At 34.7% G+C, this 15,949-nt stretch carries 13 protein-coding genes, 4 pseudogenes and 1 other annotated feature; of the genes and pseudogenes, 11 read left to right on the top strand and 6 right to left on the bottom strand.

The features are described from left to right. Nucleotides 1–127 precede the first annotated feature (127 nt). The 5 genes and pseudogenes from abc-f (at nt 128) to JCM19034_RS15300 (ending at nt 6,556) form a co-directional block, all read left to right on the top strand. Nucleotides 128–2,002 (top strand): annotated as a pseudogene (gene abc-f / locus JCM19034_RS15280) (ribosomal protection-like ABC-F family protein). 22 nt (nt 2,003–2,024) lie between these two features. Then, nucleotides 2,025–2,486 carry an ASCH domain-containing protein gene (locus JCM19034_RS15285; RefSeq protein ID WP_062051074.1) on the top strand — a complete coding sequence of 154 codons (462 nt, stop codon included), beginning with the start codon at nt 2,025–2,027 and terminating at the stop codon, nt 2,484–2,486. Nucleotides 2,487–2,987: 501 nt separating this feature from the next. After that, on the top strand, nt 2,988–4,478 hold the full coding sequence (locus JCM19034_RS15290; RefSeq protein ID WP_062051076.1) for a hypothetical protein: 1,491 nt from the start codon (nt 2,988–2,990) through the stop codon (nt 4,476–4,478). 178 nt (nt 4,479–4,656) lie between these two features. Beyond that, on the top strand, nt 4,657–4,845 hold the full coding sequence (locus JCM19034_RS15295) for a DUF4083 domain-containing protein (protein WP_062051078.1): 189 nt from the start codon (nt 4,657–4,659) through the stop codon (nt 4,843–4,845). A 136-nt stretch (nt 4,846–4,981) separates the two neighbouring features. Next, nucleotides 4,982–5,233 (top strand) — a binding site (T-box leader). A 70-nt stretch (nt 5,234–5,303) separates the two neighbouring features. After that, nucleotides 5,304–6,556: pseudogene (locus JCM19034_RS15300) on the top strand (MFS transporter). 326 nt (nt 6,557–6,882) lie between these two features. Here the strand turns inward: JCM19034_RS15300 and JCM19034_RS15310 are convergent. From JCM19034_RS15310 to JCM19034_RS15325, 4 genes and pseudogenes are all read right to left on the bottom strand, one after another. Next, nucleotides 6,883–7,761, bottom strand: coding sequence for an ABC transporter permease (locus JCM19034_RS15310; RefSeq protein WP_062051084.1), 879 nt, complete (start codon nt 7,759–7,761; stop codon nt 6,883–6,885). Beyond that, nucleotides 7,745–8,682 (bottom strand): annotated as a pseudogene (locus tag JCM19034_RS15315) (ATP-binding cassette domain-containing protein). Before JCM19034_RS15315 ends, JCM19034_RS15310 begins: the two are co-directional and overlap by 17 nt. Further along, on the bottom strand, nt 8,682–9,107 hold the full coding sequence (locus JCM19034_RS15320) for a DUF3021 domain-containing protein (RefSeq protein WP_231686984.1): 426 nt from the start codon (nt 9,105–9,107) through the stop codon (nt 8,682–8,684). The pseudogene JCM19034_RS15315 and the gene JCM19034_RS15320 overlap by 1 nt, the downstream one beginning before the upstream one ends. A 1-nt stretch (nt 9,108) precedes the next feature. Next, nucleotides 9,109–9,555, bottom strand: coding sequence for a LytTR family DNA-binding domain-containing protein (locus JCM19034_RS15325; protein ID WP_062051086.1), 447 nt, complete (start codon nt 9,553–9,555; stop codon nt 9,109–9,111). A 578-nt stretch (nt 9,556–10,133) separates the two neighbouring features. On the opposite strand from JCM19034_RS15325, the pseudogene JCM19034_RS15330 reads away from it, so the two are divergent. Beyond that, nucleotides 10,134–10,654, top strand: a pseudogene (locus tag JCM19034_RS15330) (GNAT family N-acetyltransferase). Nucleotides 10,655–11,600: 946 nt separating this feature from the next. Then, a complete protein-coding gene (locus tag JCM19034_RS15340; protein ID WP_062051090.1) occupies nt 11,601–12,191 on the top strand; it encodes an AAA family ATPase in 591 nt (196 codons plus the stop codon). A 409-nt stretch (nt 12,192–12,600) separates the two neighbouring features. Here JCM19034_RS15340 and JCM19034_RS15345 read toward each other — a convergent pair whose 3' ends face one another. Both JCM19034_RS15345 and JCM19034_RS15350 read right to left on the bottom strand, forming a co-directional pair. Further along, nucleotides 12,601–13,335 carry an alpha/beta fold hydrolase gene (locus tag JCM19034_RS15345; RefSeq protein WP_197276418.1) on the bottom strand — a complete coding sequence of 245 codons (735 nt, stop codon included), beginning with the start codon at nt 13,333–13,335 and terminating at the stop codon, nt 12,601–12,603. A gap of 90 nt (nt 13,336–13,425) precedes the next feature. Next, the gene (locus tag JCM19034_RS15350) at nt 13,426–13,845 is read right to left on the bottom strand and encodes a helix-turn-helix domain-containing protein (RefSeq protein ID WP_197276419.1); all 420 of its coding nucleotides are present in this window, start codon (nt 13,843–13,845) and stop codon (nt 13,426–13,428) included. 365 nt (nt 13,846–14,210) lie between these two features. Between JCM19034_RS15350 and JCM19034_RS15355 the strand changes: the two genes are divergently transcribed. The 4 genes from JCM19034_RS15355 (at nt 14,211) to JCM19034_RS15370 (ending at nt 15,719) form a co-directional block, all read left to right on the top strand. Further along, the gene (locus JCM19034_RS15355; protein ID WP_062051097.1) at nt 14,211–14,687 is read left to right on the top strand and encodes a DUF2975 domain-containing protein; all 477 of its coding nucleotides are present in this window, start codon (nt 14,211–14,213) and stop codon (nt 14,685–14,687) included. 10 nt (nt 14,688–14,697) lie between these two features. Beyond that, the gene (locus JCM19034_RS15360; protein WP_062051099.1) at nt 14,698–14,904 is read left to right on the top strand and encodes a helix-turn-helix transcriptional regulator; all 207 of its coding nucleotides are present in this window, start codon (nt 14,698–14,700) and stop codon (nt 14,902–14,904) included. A 21-nt stretch (nt 14,905–14,925) separates the two neighbouring features. Continuing rightward, nucleotides 14,926–15,327 carry a hypothetical protein gene (locus JCM19034_RS15365; protein ID WP_062051102.1) on the top strand — a complete coding sequence of 134 codons (402 nt, stop codon included), beginning with the start codon at nt 14,926–14,928 and terminating at the stop codon, nt 15,325–15,327. A gap of 95 nt (nt 15,328–15,422) precedes the next feature. After that, nucleotides 15,423–15,719 carry a hypothetical protein gene (locus tag JCM19034_RS15370; protein WP_062051104.1) on the top strand — a complete coding sequence of 99 codons (297 nt, stop codon included), beginning with the start codon at nt 15,423–15,425 and terminating at the stop codon, nt 15,717–15,719. Nucleotides 15,720–15,949 lie beyond the last annotated feature (230 nt).

Here is a 15,949-nt window from a genome sequence, read left to right on the forward strand (position 1 = left end):
TAAGTGTAGTCGCTACATCTTTAAAAAGTCTTGCGGAGAGTGGGTTTCTACCCACAAGATGAGTAGCGAAGGCGCCATTGCCACATTTTTTAGAGTTTTTGAACACGCTCTATAAGGAGGATTCATTATGATTATATGTAGTGTAAATAAAATAGCCAAAATGTACGGAGGTAACTCCATTTTTGAAGATATTTCTTTTGAAATAAAAGAAAAAGAACGAGTTGGTCTAGTTGGTCGAAATGGTAGTGGGAAACAACGTTAATGAAAATGTTAGCTGGTGAAGAAACACCTGATATAGGAGAAATACACTGGAAGAAAGGGGCTAGCATAGGTTACTTAACACAGACCCGAGATTACGATGACCATACAACGCCAAAGGACGTATTTCGATCAGCCGTTACTCCTCTACTACAGATGGAAGAAAGGATGAAACAGTTAGAGACTGAAATGGAAGTTGAGCCAAATTCGGATATACTTCAAAAGCTATTGAATGAGTATGGCAATATTCAAGACCAATTTACGATGTATGGAGGGTATGAAATAGAAGCAAATATTGAAAACATCGCCCGAGGCTTAAATGTTCAGAACTTACTTGATCTGCTTTTCCCAATTGAGTGGCGGAGAGAGAACGAAGGTTGGATTAGGGCTGATGCTATTAAAACAGCCTGACCTGTTATTATTGGATGAGCCGACTAACCATTTAGATTTACCGGCAGTTGAATGGCTTGGTACTTTTTTACGAGAATATTCGGGGACCATTCTAGTCATTTCACATGATCGCTATTTTCTTGATGAGGTCATCAACAAGGTCATCGATTTAGAAGACGGAGAAGTAACGGTATACCATACTAATTTTACACGGTTTGTAAAAGAAAAAGAGGAGAGGCTTTTACTAGAATTTCAAGCTTATGAGGAACAGCAAAAGAAAATAAAAAAGATGAAAGAGGCGATCAAACGATTAAGAGATTGGGCGAATAGAGCCAATCCTCCAAATGCAGATTTGCATAGACGTGCAAGAAACATGGAAAGAGCATTAGAAAGAATGGAAAAGTTACAACGACCGATCTTGAATCGAAAGAAGATGAACCTAGAGATAGATTCCACAAACAGGAGTGGAAATGACGTGATCATGCTTACAAATGTTGCAAAACGTTTCGGTGATAAGGTGTTATTTGAGGAAGTAAATATACATCTATCCTATCAAGATCGAGCTGCCGTAATAGGAGAAAACGGGACAGGCAAAACAACTTTGCTAAAATTAATACTTCAAGAACTAAATCCAGATAAAGGAGAGGTGCGGGTAGGTAGCAATGTCAAAATCGGATACTTATCTCAAAACGCTTTCTCTACAATTAAAGAGGAAACGGTGATTGAAACGTTTAGAGATGAGGTTCATGTGTCAGAAGGAGAAGCAAGACGGATTTTAGCGAGGTTTATGTTTTATGGATACGACGTTTTTCAAAAGGTCTCTCAGCTAAGTGGGGGCGAGAAAATGAGGCTACGATTAGCCCAATTAATGTATCAAGATCTTAATTTGCTTATTTTAGATGAACCGACGAACCATTTAGATATTGAATCAAGAGAAGTGTTGGAAGAAGCTCTCGAAAATTTTCAAGGAAGCTTATTAACAGTCTCACATGATCGCTATTTTCTTAACAAGCTATTTGATAAGATTTATTGGATAGAAGATAAGAAGGCACATTGCTTTTGTGGAGACTATACGTGGGCGAAGGGAAAAATGGCTCAACAAAGAGAAAACTCCATTCGAGTAAATATAGTAAATAAGAAGGGGACAACCCGCAAACAAAAGGGAGGGATAACAAAAAAGAGTGTAGACAATGCAAGCTTGGAAAAGGACTTAGCTTCATTAGAGGAACGAATTATACAGTTAGACAAAAGGTTAATGGAAGTAGCAGATTTGGAATTAATACAACAGTTGTATAAAGATAAACAAGATTTAGAACAGAAATGGGAAGAAATTTGTGATCAGTTAGATAATTAAATGGAAAGTAGGATTGGTAGACATGGAAAATAAATCGGTTACGCAAATATGGGAGAGCTACAAAAAAGTAAACCCTCATGCTGCAAAAGAGTATGTTGCTTGGGCATTTGGAGATTCAAAGGAAATGGCTGATGAGCTTGCAAAGTTAGTAATAGAAGGAACAAAAACAGCGACCTCATCAAATTACACGTTATATGAATTGGAAAAGGAAGAATTGCCAAAAGTAGGCTTACTCAATATCATTCTTGATGGCGATGGAAAAGCTGTCGCAATTGCAGAAACAACCTCAGTCGAAGTTATACCTTTTGATCAAGTTACAGAAGAACACGCCTATTTGGAGGGGGAAGGTGACCGTTCATTACGTTATTGGCGTGATGTACACGAAGCCTTTTTCAAAAAGGAGTTTGAAGCGATCGATCAAGAGTTTGACTACAAAATTCCAGTTGTTTGTGAAAGATTCAAATTGGTGTATGCAAAAGAATAGTAGTGGGTTTTTGCTATTCTGATAATTGTTGCCATAGCAAAAACATAATGGACTTCTATAGCTGCAATATATGGTATAATTTTGTATAAATTAACAAATGTGGACAAAAGTCATGGTACAATGATCTATTTTAGGTGATGTTAACGGGAAGCTTTTATAAAACAACCAGTAATAAGAAAGTATTAATAAGATTATATGTAACAACGAGATAAATCTTTTTGAAAAGAGGGGGATGATTCCTCTCTTTTTTTCAAACGATAAAAACGGAGGGACAATCGAATTTTGTTCATTTTATAGTCCTGTTTTCAACAAAGAGCTTTCAAGGGGGCTTCAATAGAAATGGAGCTGTCCTATTTAGTTCGAAAAATGAGACGTTCGCGTTAATTCGTACGTATATATACAAGTAATCAGTAGTTCAAAGGAAGGTGAAAAGCTTGGTGTTAGGATAGGGATTTTTAGAAGGCATAAAGAAAGTCAAAGAATTATTGAGGTGGTGTAACGATGGATACATATATAAAACAACCTGCAAGAAAAAAGTATAAAAAAGCGTATAAATCGAAGTCGCTTCCGGTATATCCTATATTTCAATCACAGGAGGTTGAGATTCGGGGACAAAGGTTTGTTATGGTTGGCCAATATCTCCTGCCACACTCGCCCTTTTTTTCTCGTTTTGATCTGTTAGATCAACAGCTTACGAGTATTAATCACGAAGCAGGGAAAGAGGTTTATGAGATTTTGGCTAGATTGCAGGTGATGCCTTTAATGCAAAAGCTAAAGGCTCCACTAGAAGCACAAAAAGGAATGGAGATAGAGAACATCCAAAATGAAATCGATGAGGTACTCGTTGGACATTCAAACATAACAAGAATGGTGCTCGCATTGGAACAATTGTCTGATTACGCAGTGTCCCTACGTGGGAAGCCGATTTTAGAAGAGTGTGATCATGAACCGTTTCAAGAAAAGTGGCAGGCATTTTGGACGCTATACGAAGAGAGAAGCAGTTATTTACGTCGGATGTCTCCACAGTTTGTAGAAAAAAAGAGTCTTTTCCAAGAGGCGACACAAGCTGAACAAAAATTGTTTTCTGCATTGCTAGAAGAAGCATGGGTTTTAAACCAACTGTTTACTTGTTTGGCTCCTTCTGAAGAGGCCCAATTCAATACGATTGATGAATTAATCGAATGGAGCTATAAGCTAGGACGGATTAATCCAGGAGATGAGCTAGATGTTGCTCTTACTAAGTTTGAATGGATTTCATATAAACCGTTAAAGCTGTTACTACTATTCTTTTATTGGATTGTAATGCCATTAATTCTGATTATCTTTGTCATTGAATTTACGTTTGAAGTTCTCTTGTTTCCCGCAATCGTTCTTTTTCTTTACCGCCCGATGTACAATCAATTTGTGAAGAGACTTCAATTACAGAAATCAGCGAAGGTGGAGCGTATCAATCAAGAGAGATTAAAAGAAATCGAATTTGATCAGCCAAATTTGAGTGAGCAAATGCCGAGCCCAGATACGAAATCAAGTAAAAAACAGGCGAGCCAGCAGGAAAGTAAAGAATTGTTTTCTGTTAATGGAACGGTGTTAAATTACGCGTTAATGGCTTTTTATTTTACATTTGCTAGTTTAATTCTTACGCTTTTTTTTGGGTTTACAAATGGTTGGGGGAACACAGAAACGAAAGTGACGCTTATTGTGACAATTATATTAGGGGTATTCAGCATTTGTCTTCCTTATCTGAGGCTTTCAGTAAGAAAAATTACGTTGCAGGATGATGGTTTACTGCTTGGTAAATTCAAGGTCTATGCCAAACTAATTAATGAGGTTATATGGGATAAAGAAAGTGGACAAATCACAATTAAGCACGCTGACCACGACGTAGATACGTCATTAATTATTAATAAAGCTATGCGGAAACAAACGGAAGAGGAATTAAGAAACTGGATAGACGTTGTTGACGTTCCTTATCGTGAAGGAAAAAAGAAGTGAAATGTAGGAAAAAGGTTCATTTGGGTACGCTCAAATTCACCTTTTCTTTTATAAGTACTGAGAAATTAAAGGATTATACTTAATTTAACGAAGCAAGAGAATAACAGAAACTTCCCCCATTCATAACCAATAGAATGCAAAAGTAGTATGCTGATTATTGAAAGTGAGGTAATGTAGAATGGATGTTTCATGGGGTTCAGTAATTTATCAAATCGTAGCGTTTGGACTAATGGTTTTATTTATAGTATCGTTCACACTTTTTATTAGAAGGTTACTTTTGAATTCAGCTGAAAAAAATAATCAGCTTAAAGAAATTGGCCGGAAATTAGATAAGATAATAGAAATATTGGAAAAGGATAAAAGATAATTGCGTCCTGAAATTTTCAATTATATGTGAAACTATACAATTAAAGTAACGGGTAGCACGTGTTCTCCGAACGAGACAGAATAGTAAATAATTTGATTTACAATACTTGTTAACGATGATATTATAATAAACAATATTAAAGGCAATGAAGAGAAGAGTAGATAAATAAATTCTTTACAGAGAACTCCAGTTGGCTGAAAAGGAGTAAGAAAATGTTTATTGAACCAAGTCTCTGAGCATTACATTGGAACCTAACAAGGGGATAGTGTAACAGGAGCTCCTGTTATAGAGCTAGGGTATAAGCACTTTAGTGTCGTACCTGATAAGATTAATATGGTGACATATTAATAAACTGGGGTGGCAACACGACGATAATCTCGTCCCCAAGACGAAAGTCTTGGGGATGGGATTTTTTTGTTGGTTAAAATGAACAATGTAGAGGAGGTTTATTAATGAATATCAGAAAATTAGCTGATCAATGGAAGTATCCATCAATTTTATTATTTGGTATAGGAATTTCAAATATTGGGGCATGGGTATATTTTCTTGCTTTAAATCTAATCGTTTTTAATATGACAGGTTCTCCCCTTGCAGTAGCAGTTCTTTATATTATTAAGCCTTTGGCTACGTTATTTACTAATTTATGGGGAGGGAGTGTCATTGACCGGATAAATAAAAAGCTTCTCATGGTTACTTTAGATATTATCCAGGGAACTCTTATTACTTGTTTAGCATTTTTCACTAATACATTGTGGATCATTTATTTACTCGTCTTTGTTATTAATATGGCTTCATCTTTATATGGTCCAACTTCGGTTAGTTATATTACTAGGTTAATTCCCACCGAACAAAGGAAACGGTTTAATTCTTTAAGAAGTTTACTTGATTCTGGTGCATTCATACTTGGTCCAGCGATTACAGGGGTGCTATTTATGATTGGTACACCTATTTACGCTATTTTTATTAATGCGATTGCTTTCTACTTTTCAGCTTTAGTCACCTTATTTATGCCGAATGTAGAAAAGCATCGAGTTAGCAAATCATCAAATCAGAGATTATCACTTAGCTTATTAAAGCAAGATTGGAAAGAGGTATTACAATTTAGCCGTCAGTTTTTGTATGTCATGACTGTTTATTTTCTATTTATTGCTTTCATTGTCATGCAAACGGCTATTGACTCACTAGAAGTAGCTTTCTCAAAAGAAGTTATTTCTTTATCAGATGGCGAATATGGCTTTCTTGTGAGCATTGCAGGTGCAGGAATTCTCGTAGGTTCTTTGATGAATGTCCTATTCACAAAAAATTCGCGGTTTCTTTACTCATTGGGATAGGATCAGTCATGGTATCAGTAGGATACATTATTTTTGCATTCTCTAATACTTTCTTGAGTGCATCCGTGGGGGTATTTATACTAGCATTTTCACTTGCCTTCGCAAACACTGGTTTTTACACATTTTATCAAAATAACATTCCAGTTGAAGTCATGGGGCGGGTAGGAAGTATTTACAATTTTGTAGAAGCTTTATTAATCATAGTGATAACTTTTATATTTGCTGTAGCCTCTCAATTAATATCCATTAAGTTTGTTGTTGTCTTTGGTGCAATTTCTATGTTCTTACTAACGATTGCAATATTGTTATTTAGTATTCAACCGTCAAAGAGTAAATACTACAGAGCTACTGTGGCAGAAGTGAAAGAAGTCATTTCATAACCATAGTAAGATGGCAAAAATAGAGAGAAAATTGGCAGATAAATATAGAACTAAATGTTGTGCTTAAGACATTGGAGCCTTAGTTAAATAAAACCATAGATTATTAATCGACGTATTGTTAAATTTTTACATACAGTATATTTTAGCCCCGTCCTAAATTTAGAACGGGGTTGCTTGGTTTATACATTATAGTATGTACATGTTTCTATTAGCTCTTACATTCACTGCCATTGCCGCAAGGCCTTCGTTTCCTACCTTTCTTTTCCTCGAATAGAAAAGGAAGCTTACCACCCTTCACTCAAACCTGTGGTCATATACGATAGCTTCTAAAATGCCCCTCGCCTTTTAAAAATCAGAATTGAAACGAAACAAAGGACAATAGCTGTCACAAGAATAATTAAAATATTGACTGTACTACTAATCAACACACCATTCATCTCGTAAATGACACCAAAGTCTAATTTATAGTTTTCTACAAAATCAATAGGAGCATCTTTAAATACGGTTTGTATGGAATCATTCATGATCACATCACGTAAAAGAACCGTTGTATGACTAATTGGGAAATACATGATAAGGTTTTGAGCAAATGTGGGTAAAAGTCCTAGAGGAACATACACGCCACATAAAAAACCAATTAGTGTACCAACAATCGTACTAAGTGTTGAAAACGCTCCTTGCGATTTCACAAATTGAATAATGAATAAATTGAACATGCTAGCGAGAAATACAGATAATAATAGAATGCCAATCATTTTATATAACACATGAAAACTGAACCAATTTCCACCTGTCGCTACTAAATATAATTGACTACCTAGCAAGGCAATGAACGTGAAAATGATACCAACAATAAATGCACTAAACACATAGCTTAATAATAGGGAAGGTCGTGAAATCGGTGCGGTTAAGAAGTCTGCCGTTACTTTTGTTTGTATATCTTGAACCATAACACTAAAAGCTCCAAGCGTCGCTGTTACAGCAACCATTGACAGTAGTCCAGCCACAAGCCACTCATTTACCATGATTTCTATCTCTGGAGTTACTCCTGTAACTTTCCCAATCGAATCAACTTGCATTTTTTGTAAAAATAAAGCGTATAATATGACAACAATGAGTATGGATAAAAGAGAGAAGAAGACAAGAGTCCGATCTCGGAAAAAGACTTTCAGATTCCGCTTAACTAAGCTAACTAGTGAGGTCAAGATTACCGCCTCCTTTTTCAATGATACGAATAAACACATCATCTAACGTATCTTTAATGACTTCAAAAGATGCTAAAAAAGGTTCAGCACTTTTTAGAATAGACAGTGCCTGTATCGTTCTCTCGACTTTAATCGTATAAATGTTTATTTTCTTAGAAAAAGATATCCCCATTTCGTGAAGCCACTGTTCTCCTATCACCTCATTGCTAAATTCTAATTTTAATTGGATGTAAGCGTATTTTGCTTTTAATTCATCAGGAGTTCCCTTTTCGATAATCTTTCCATTCTGTAAAACAACAACTTGATCAGCAACAGCTGCTTCTTCCATATAGTGAGTCGTTAAAATGACTGTCATATTGGATTCCTTCTGCATTTTCTTTATCGTTTCCCAAACAAATTTACGAATTTGAGGATCAAGACCTGTTGTTGGCTCATCCAAAAAGAGAATTTCAGGTTTATGAATTAAGGCACGTGCTATGTCTGCTCGACGCTTTGCCCACCCGATAATGCACCATACTTTTTATGTTGTATATCTTCTAACTGTAAATAACTAGAGACGAATTGATAATTCTCGGCTAGATCACCCTTACTTAAATGATAGATACGTCCACGATGGATAATGTTTTCATAGACCGTAAGTTTTGGATCAAGCAAACTTTGTTGGAAAACAACACCTATCGATTTACGTATTAGGTCATTATGTTCTTTTTGATCTAACGTAAAGTCTGTCATCTTAACCATTCCGCTTGATTTTTTAAGTAATGTACATAAAATCTCGATTGTCGTTGACTTCCCTGCACCATTAGTGCCTAAAAGTGCAAACATTTCTCCTTTATTAACGCGTAAGGAGATTCCCTTTAATGCTTCAACCGTTCCATAAGATTTCGTTAAGTTTTGAACCTCAATAGCGAGATGAGACATTAGACATTATTCCTCCTTTTTTGAATTTCATGGTTTATTTTTTTTAAATCTTTCTTTAAAAGGAGCATGAAAATGATCCAACTGATCAAATAGATAATAAAAATAGAAAGGAATAGACTTACAACAGTAGTTACATGAGACATGTCATACCATTCACCAAAATAGCCCGCGACAAACACAACGAATGTAATTGCTGATATATGTATAAATAACCTTAGAGCAAAATTTAAACGCTCAACATTAAAAATAATTGAAATCAACCCGATAACGATACCTAGAATAGCTGCTATCAACCACTGTTTAAAAAGCTCTTCCCCTGTTAGCGTAGCATTTGGGATCGCTAAAACGGTAAATGTCATTATCGTATATGAAGAACTTAGCCCAATTAGCAGCCCAATAATGGCAGATCTAAGGATGTTCATCATCTTAATTCCTCCCAATGCCTAAGCGGCTTTTTAATTCTTTTAAATATTTGCGACTGACATGTACAGATGATTCATCATCTAATATCACTTCAGTCGAACCTAGACGTCCCAATTGAATAGAAGTAATTTTATCAATATTAACAAGTGTTGATTTACTAACACGAACAAAATCTTGTGCAAGTATAGTCTCAAGCTCATACAATTTACGCTTCGATTCAAATTCATGTTCGGCTGTGTATAAATACACTTTCGTACCTTCTGCAAAAATGTAGTAGATGTCTTGAATTTTCACCAGATGAATATCCTGCTGCAAATAACCATCAATGGCATTCATTTGTGTTACCTGTAACTGCTTCATTAAACGTTCAATTTGTTCGTTGTACTCACTAGCACATATATGAACTTCAGTTTCCTCGAATTTATCATCGATTTGTAAATGAATCTTCATCGGTCCCACCTCTCCCAATCAAACTTTAACACATGAATATTATAAATTACCTTAACGTCTTATAAGTGGTGAAAAATTAAATATAAGAGGATTTTGAATTAAAATGAGATGAAATATTTACACCTTGATGGCATGGACATGATACAGGAATAATCGTTTGGTCGTAAAATTGATAGCGATTGACATGAAATACCAAGCAAGTATAAAATTTATAAATAATCTATGCACTATATTGATAAAATGAAAAGGGAGAAATCCTTTAATCATGCCCATGGGGTTAACTGATTTATTAATAGATAGGGGATCATATTTAAGTATATTCTAAACGACAACGGTTCAACTCTAGGTTATTAAACGTTATCAGGGATTGATATTATCATAGAGAACGTTCTGGCTTTTAAAGGCCAAAACAAAAGTGGGAAAGCTAGAGCCTTATAAAGATTGTCGTTTGTCAGAGAGGAAAGGGCAAAAGATTTAGCTTCTAAATGACAGTTGAGCAAATTGCTGGCCTCATGCATTACAAATGGTAACGATTTTGCCGACTTCGTTCACAAATCTAATACATGGCTTACTATTAAATTGAGGTGATTTTGTTGGGTTATAATGTGGAAATTGAACAAGTCAAAAGTATAGAAGAATACATTGATGACCTATCTGATCTTCTGATACAGGTAATAGAAGATGACGCATCGATTGGCTTTTTACCACCACTGCCATTTTCAGATGCTATAAAATATTGGAGGAACGTCTTAAGTCCAGAAGTGCATCTATTTGTTGCCAAAATAAACAACCGGGTAGTTGGAAGCGTACAATTACAGCTATGTTCTAAACAGAATGGTGTTCATAGAGCTGAGATTGCAAAGCTAATGACACACCCGCATTATCGACGTAATGGTATTGGTCGAGCATTAATGAACGAGGTTGAGGAACAAGCTAAGCAGGAGGCAGGTCTTTATTAGTTCTCGATACAAGAGAAGGAGACCCTTCTAATCTTCTATATTCTTCAATAGGTTATATTCATGCTGGTAAAATCCCTTATTATGCGAAATCGGCAAATGGAGAACTACATTCTACCGTTCTTTACTATAAATCTCTATAATGTGAGTATCTATAGGTGTGATTTCAAATAGGAGGTTTTTGATTACATTCAATTAGAAGCTACTAATAAATCGTAGTTACGGAAGGAATTATCATCCTTGTGTTAAATAGAAATGAATATTCTTCTTCAACTAACGAATAGCGTTAAAATCTTATGTAGTAGGTAATTTTAATATCAAATAAATTATTTCCTTGAGGAGGGTGATAATGAAATTGCTAACTATTTCTTTTGTGATCGTGATACTAATAGGTTTATTTTTTTTTATTTATGGATTACTGAAAAACTCCCAACTATTGATCCTCTTCGGTGTGATGGCCTTCTTAGCTCCAATATTTTACTTCATTGGTTGGACTCCCTTCATCCCTTTTGTTGCTCTGATTGCACTGTTAATTTCATATATTGGAAGGAAAAGAGATTAAAAGATATTATTTTATAAATGCCATTTCAAAAAAAAGGTTTATTTCATAATAGCTTTCTTTCTAATAGGTAGTATTACATTATTAATTGTTTCTTCAATTCTTGTTGTCTTTAAGAGTATACATTATGTCTTCATACCTTATCTGAATTACAGGATATACTAAACTTGATTTATCTGTGTTAATAGATGAGGCATTGTTTACAACCATATTTACTAGCTATTACTTTGGATTTGTTCTTTATAGTGGTATTCAACAGGGATGCTTTCTAATGAAATAATTATTCCACTAAGGAGAGATTGACCTTTTCTTTGATGTATAGAAGCAGAATAGTTAAAGAAGAAGTTATTTGATTTAAAATGGGAAAGTAACTTTACAGATTGTCTTTAGGAAGGTTTATAATGTTTAAGAAATATAATAGGGTTATGTGGCAGGCGTGCTTTTTCTATACAAATAAAAAGGGAATGAATGTTAAACTAAAGGAGCAAAAGAGTGGATAACAAAAACTAAGTTAAGAGGAGGAGCTCAAAGTGATTATATGGGTTAACGGAGCGTTTGGTTCGGGGAAGACACAAACTTCTTACGAATTACATAGAAGAATTCCCCAATCTTATATATATGACCCAGAAAACGTTGGTTATTTTATACGAAAAAATATTCCTAAAGAAATTAAGAAAGCCGATTTTCAAGATTATCCAATTTGGCGTGAAATAAATTACGCAATGTTGAAGCATATAAATTCTGAATATGGTGGAGTAATTATTGTTCCAATGACTATTGTAAATCGTAATTATTTTAAAGAGATTGTAGGCAAATTGAGAGATGACAATATCACTGTTAAGCATTTTGTTCTGTGGGCGTCAAAAGAGACATTAGAAAAGAGATTACGAAAACGTGGAGAACGAAGAAACTCTTGGGCTGCAAGTCAAATTGATAGATGTCTGCAAGGACTGCAAGATGATATATTTCACCAACGTATTGATACTAACAATATGACGATTGAAAGCGTGGTTGAAAGAATTGCATCTTTGTCAGATATAAATCTATTACCCGACAACAGAAACAAATTCAAAAAACGACTAGACCGAGTAAAAACTCAATTCAAACAAATTAGAATTTAAGTGTGTGTTCTTCAACTAAAGGGAGCCTATGTTGAATAAGAAATTAAGAAAGACAACAGATCAATTTGTTGCGTAGAAGGTGAATCGAAAACGGATAAACTACTTTTATTTAATGTTCGCTTTTTAGTACGTGCCTAATCATTTCTAAGCAACTCAATGCTAGCGTGGAATGATACAGGCAAAGTAATGATTTACTTAATAGTAGGTATATTATTTATTATTGAAAGAAAGTATATTTGGATTATATAAATATCGTAAACAGAAATTTCAACATTAAACATTAAGCCTAAAGGCATTCTTTGAAAAGTGCACTTTGTAAATCTTCCATTTGTACATTAATCTCAAATAATGCTTTACCAATCTGCTTGCTAACAACTGTCTCGATATTAGTAAGCAATCGTATGCTAATTTAATTTTTTCTAACCCATTCTTTTAATACGTGATTAAATTCTTGGGGCATTTGAACGGGCCAAATATGTTGAGCATCAGGAATCTTAGCTGTTTCAGCCCCTTGTATAATTTTGGGAGCAATCTTTAGAGACTGTAAAATACCACTCGATTCTTGATCACCTGCTACGAATAAAATCGGACGCTTAATTACAGCATAAGATTCATCCAAACGAAAATCCATAATTTCGTAACCAATTGCTTCATAATTCCCTCTTGTCAATAATTGATAGTTTCGAATGAATTCTTCCGTTTTATTTTCAGGTATTTGATAGTTTTCTTTAGCTAAGCGATAGAGATAGTTTGTGTTACCGAGCGACCGTTGAATGAAGCGTGATTGGATGGGCAAAAGAAACTTAAAAGGCATAGGCTTTACGGTAATTCCGCTGATAAAAGTACTTTTGACTTTTTGCGGATAATGTTTAGCGATTTCCAGAGCAACATGCCCCCCTAGGGAAATACCGACTATATGTGCTCTTTGATTGTCTATAACGTCTTCTGCAATCATTTGTGTTGTGGTAGTTAAATCAATCCAAGGAATATCTGCATTTTTGCCGTGTCCTGGTAAATCCACTAAGCAGATTTGGTAATCATTAAAGACAGCGATTTGCTGCCACCACATCCAAGAACTCGCTCCGATTCCATGAATGAAAATAATCATTTCTTTGTCACTGTCCCCATGAATCTCATATTCCATCTCGTCTTCTCCCATCATTTCCATTGTTCATCGTCTCGTTATCTGTCTGATCGACTAAAGTAGTGACAAGAAACAAAATAATTCTCTTTTTCATAAGTCATCATCAGGTGAATTCGACTTATAGAAGCTCTCGATTATCGGTAATATTTTGTCATATTTAGTCAAAGCTAATCCTTTACCTTCCTGACCAACCACGATTAAGCGATCACCCGCTGCAATTTCAAATAAATCTCGTGCCTCTTTAGGTATCACAATTTGACCGCGGTCCCCTACTTTTACATGACCAAAAATATGAGTGCCACAAGTGGTGGTATCTATATCCAATGGTTCTTTATCTACACTACTCACTAATTCATCAAGACTGATGCCATATAAATTTGCTAAAGACAGACAATGATAAATGCCAGGAGAAGCCTCGTCATTTTCCCACTTAGCAACACTTTGGCGTGAGACATTAATTCTATCCGCCACTTGCTCTTGACTTAAATGATGCTTTTTACGCCAGTTCATTAAATTCATTCCGATCAAATTTCTCACCTCACCTTCACTTATTTTACAACAGTTTCATCATAAATCTACCAATTATAGATAACATATGCAGTAACTATAGTTACCTAATTCAATTTCTTGGGCAAATAATAAAAAGGACCTACTCATGCATCTAATCGTAAGAAAATGAATGAGCAAAATCGTATGATGAGTTAGAGTCGGTCGTGAGAAAGTTTTCTAAGTATTCATGAATTAGTGAATTTAATCACTTAAAATAAAGGGTTCTTTTTTCGCAATGATTCTTTGTATTTTGATAAAAATTTATTGTGAAACGATAAATATATATGTTATTATCATAATAATGATAGATAAGTGAGGTGCTTTTAATGCAACGGGGAACAATACTTTTTTTAAGAATAGCTATTTATTTTATTGGGATTATTGTACTAACTTTACTTATATTTTGGTTGCCTAGGTTAGCAAACGATACTGCAGAAGTGTTTCCAGAATTTGCGTATTTACGATTTCCCGTGTTAATCGGTTTGTATGTAACAGGGATACCGTTTTACTTTGCTTTGTATAAGGCTTTGAAGCTTTTAACCTACATTGATGAAAACAATGCCTTCTCGGAATTGTCTGTAACTTCATTAAGATACATAAAATACTGTGCAATTACAATTAGTGTCTTATATGTAATTGGGGGTATCATCTTATTGTCACAAAATGCTTTACATCCTGGAATAGTTATTATCGTATTTACTATAATTTTTAGTTCTGTTGTTATAGCAGTTTTCACTATGGTTCTTCAGAAGTTGTTGAAAAGTGCTTTAGATATAAAATCAGAAAATGATTTAACGGTCTGAGGTGAAAACAGTGGCAATTATAATCAATATTGATGTGATATTGGCAAAAAGAAAAATGAGTGTGACAGAATTATCTGAGAAGGTTGGAATTACAATGGCTAACATATCTATTTTAAAAAATGGCAAGGCAAAAGCGATTCGATTATCTACTTTAGAATCCATTTGCAAGGCATTGGATTGTCAGCCGGGGGATATTCTTGAATATCGAAAGGATTAGACAATCAAGATCGGAAGCGAAGTGGATTCAGTACCTGTTTATGAAAGGAAAGTGTTAATCATTACAGTTTCAATAGTATTTCTAGTGATTGTAGGTGTCATTGCAGTTGCAATGTTTATTGCACCGGCGATTATAGCCATTAGAAAAAATGATAAGGGAAAACGTCCCTATAAGGTTTCTTATGTAGTAGTAGGACTATTGATTTTTCAATGGGTGTATTTCTTGACTGGAGGATACACTTTACTACCTGTGAATATTGCGAATTCATTGTTTGTACCTATATGGTTGGTGTTGTGTGTAGGGAGTGCAATCACAGCTATCGTTGAATTCAAAAACAACAAATTTTTTTCTATTCCCGTTGGAGGCTTAACAATCATTAGTTTTTTATTCAGTGTTCTTGCCTATGGCATAGGAGAAATGTGACTATATTTATTTTGGAAAAATGACAATGTGACACAATTATTGAAAAAGCCCTGTGCCTGAATCAGGAAAAAACTATTTAGGATAGAGGTGAAGTTATGAGGATAGTTAATATAGGTTTGCTATTACAGCTTATCTACGTATCATTTTACCTACTTCAAATGAGAGCAATTGTATTGCAAAAGTTTGGTATATATGTGGTTGCATATATCGAACTAGCCTTGACTATTGGTAGTTTAATTTTAGGTATAATAGCTTTAATACTTAGGATTTGGTCAAAACGGACAATGTTTGTAATTTCATTTGCTTTCTTACTGTGCCTATGGTTTTATGCGATATACTTGTTACCTGAATCTGATATTCCACCTGCCATTCCTTGGCTGTATTCAAATTAGGTTATTAGTCAATCGGGCGCAATTGTTGAATAAGATAAGAAAAATAAAAGATCTGCTAGTTGCACAGTCCTACGATACTATTCAAAAAAAGAATATTCAACAATCGGGCGTGTTTTGATCACTCTTTTTTTTCAAAACACGCTTCTTCTATTTGCTCTTTTGTCAAGTTTGTTAGAGTTAATTTAATAAAACTTTATTTCAAGGCTGCACCATGTGTTAGTATTCCAAAA

The sequence above is a fragment of the Bacillus sp. JCM 19034 genome, assembly GCF_001310635.1.
In the GTDB taxonomy this organism is placed as follows: Bacteria; Bacillota; Bacilli; order Bacillales; family Bacillaceae_D; genus Halalkalibacter.

Excerpts from the sequence above, each read along its gene's own strand:
- JCM19034_RS15370 (WP_062051104.1), top strand. The coding sequence starts at position 15,423 with ATGAGGATAGTTAATATAGGTTTGCTATTACAGCTTATCTACGTATCA.
- JCM19034_RS15325 (WP_062051086.1), bottom strand. The coding sequence starts at position 9,555 with ATGAAGATTCATTTACAAATCGATGATAAATTCGAGGAAACTGAAGTT.
- JCM19034_RS15355 (WP_062051097.1), top strand. The coding sequence starts at position 14,211 with ATGCAACGGGGAACAATACTTTTTTTAAGAATAGCTATTTATTTTATT.
- JCM19034_RS15290 (WP_062051076.1), top strand. The coding sequence starts at position 2,988 with ATGGATACATATATAAAACAACCTGCAAGAAAAAAGTATAAAAAAGCG.
- JCM19034_RS15345 (WP_197276418.1), bottom strand. The coding sequence starts at position 13,335 with ATGGAATATGAGATTCATGGGGACAGTGACAAAGAAATGATTATTTTC.
- JCM19034_RS15350 (WP_197276419.1), bottom strand. The coding sequence starts at position 13,845 with ATGAACTGGCGTAAAAAGCATCATTTAAGTCAAGAGCAAGTGGCGGAT.
- JCM19034_RS15285 (WP_062051074.1), top strand. The coding sequence starts at position 2,025 with ATGGAAAATAAATCGGTTACGCAAATATGGGAGAGCTACAAAAAAGTA.
- JCM19034_RS15295 (WP_062051078.1), top strand. The coding sequence starts at position 4,657 with ATGGATGTTTCATGGGGTTCAGTAATTTATCAAATCGTAGCGTTTGGA.
- JCM19034_RS15320 (WP_231686984.1), bottom strand. The coding sequence starts at position 9,107 with ATGATGAACATCCTTAGATCTGCCATTATTGGGCTGCTAATTGGGCTA.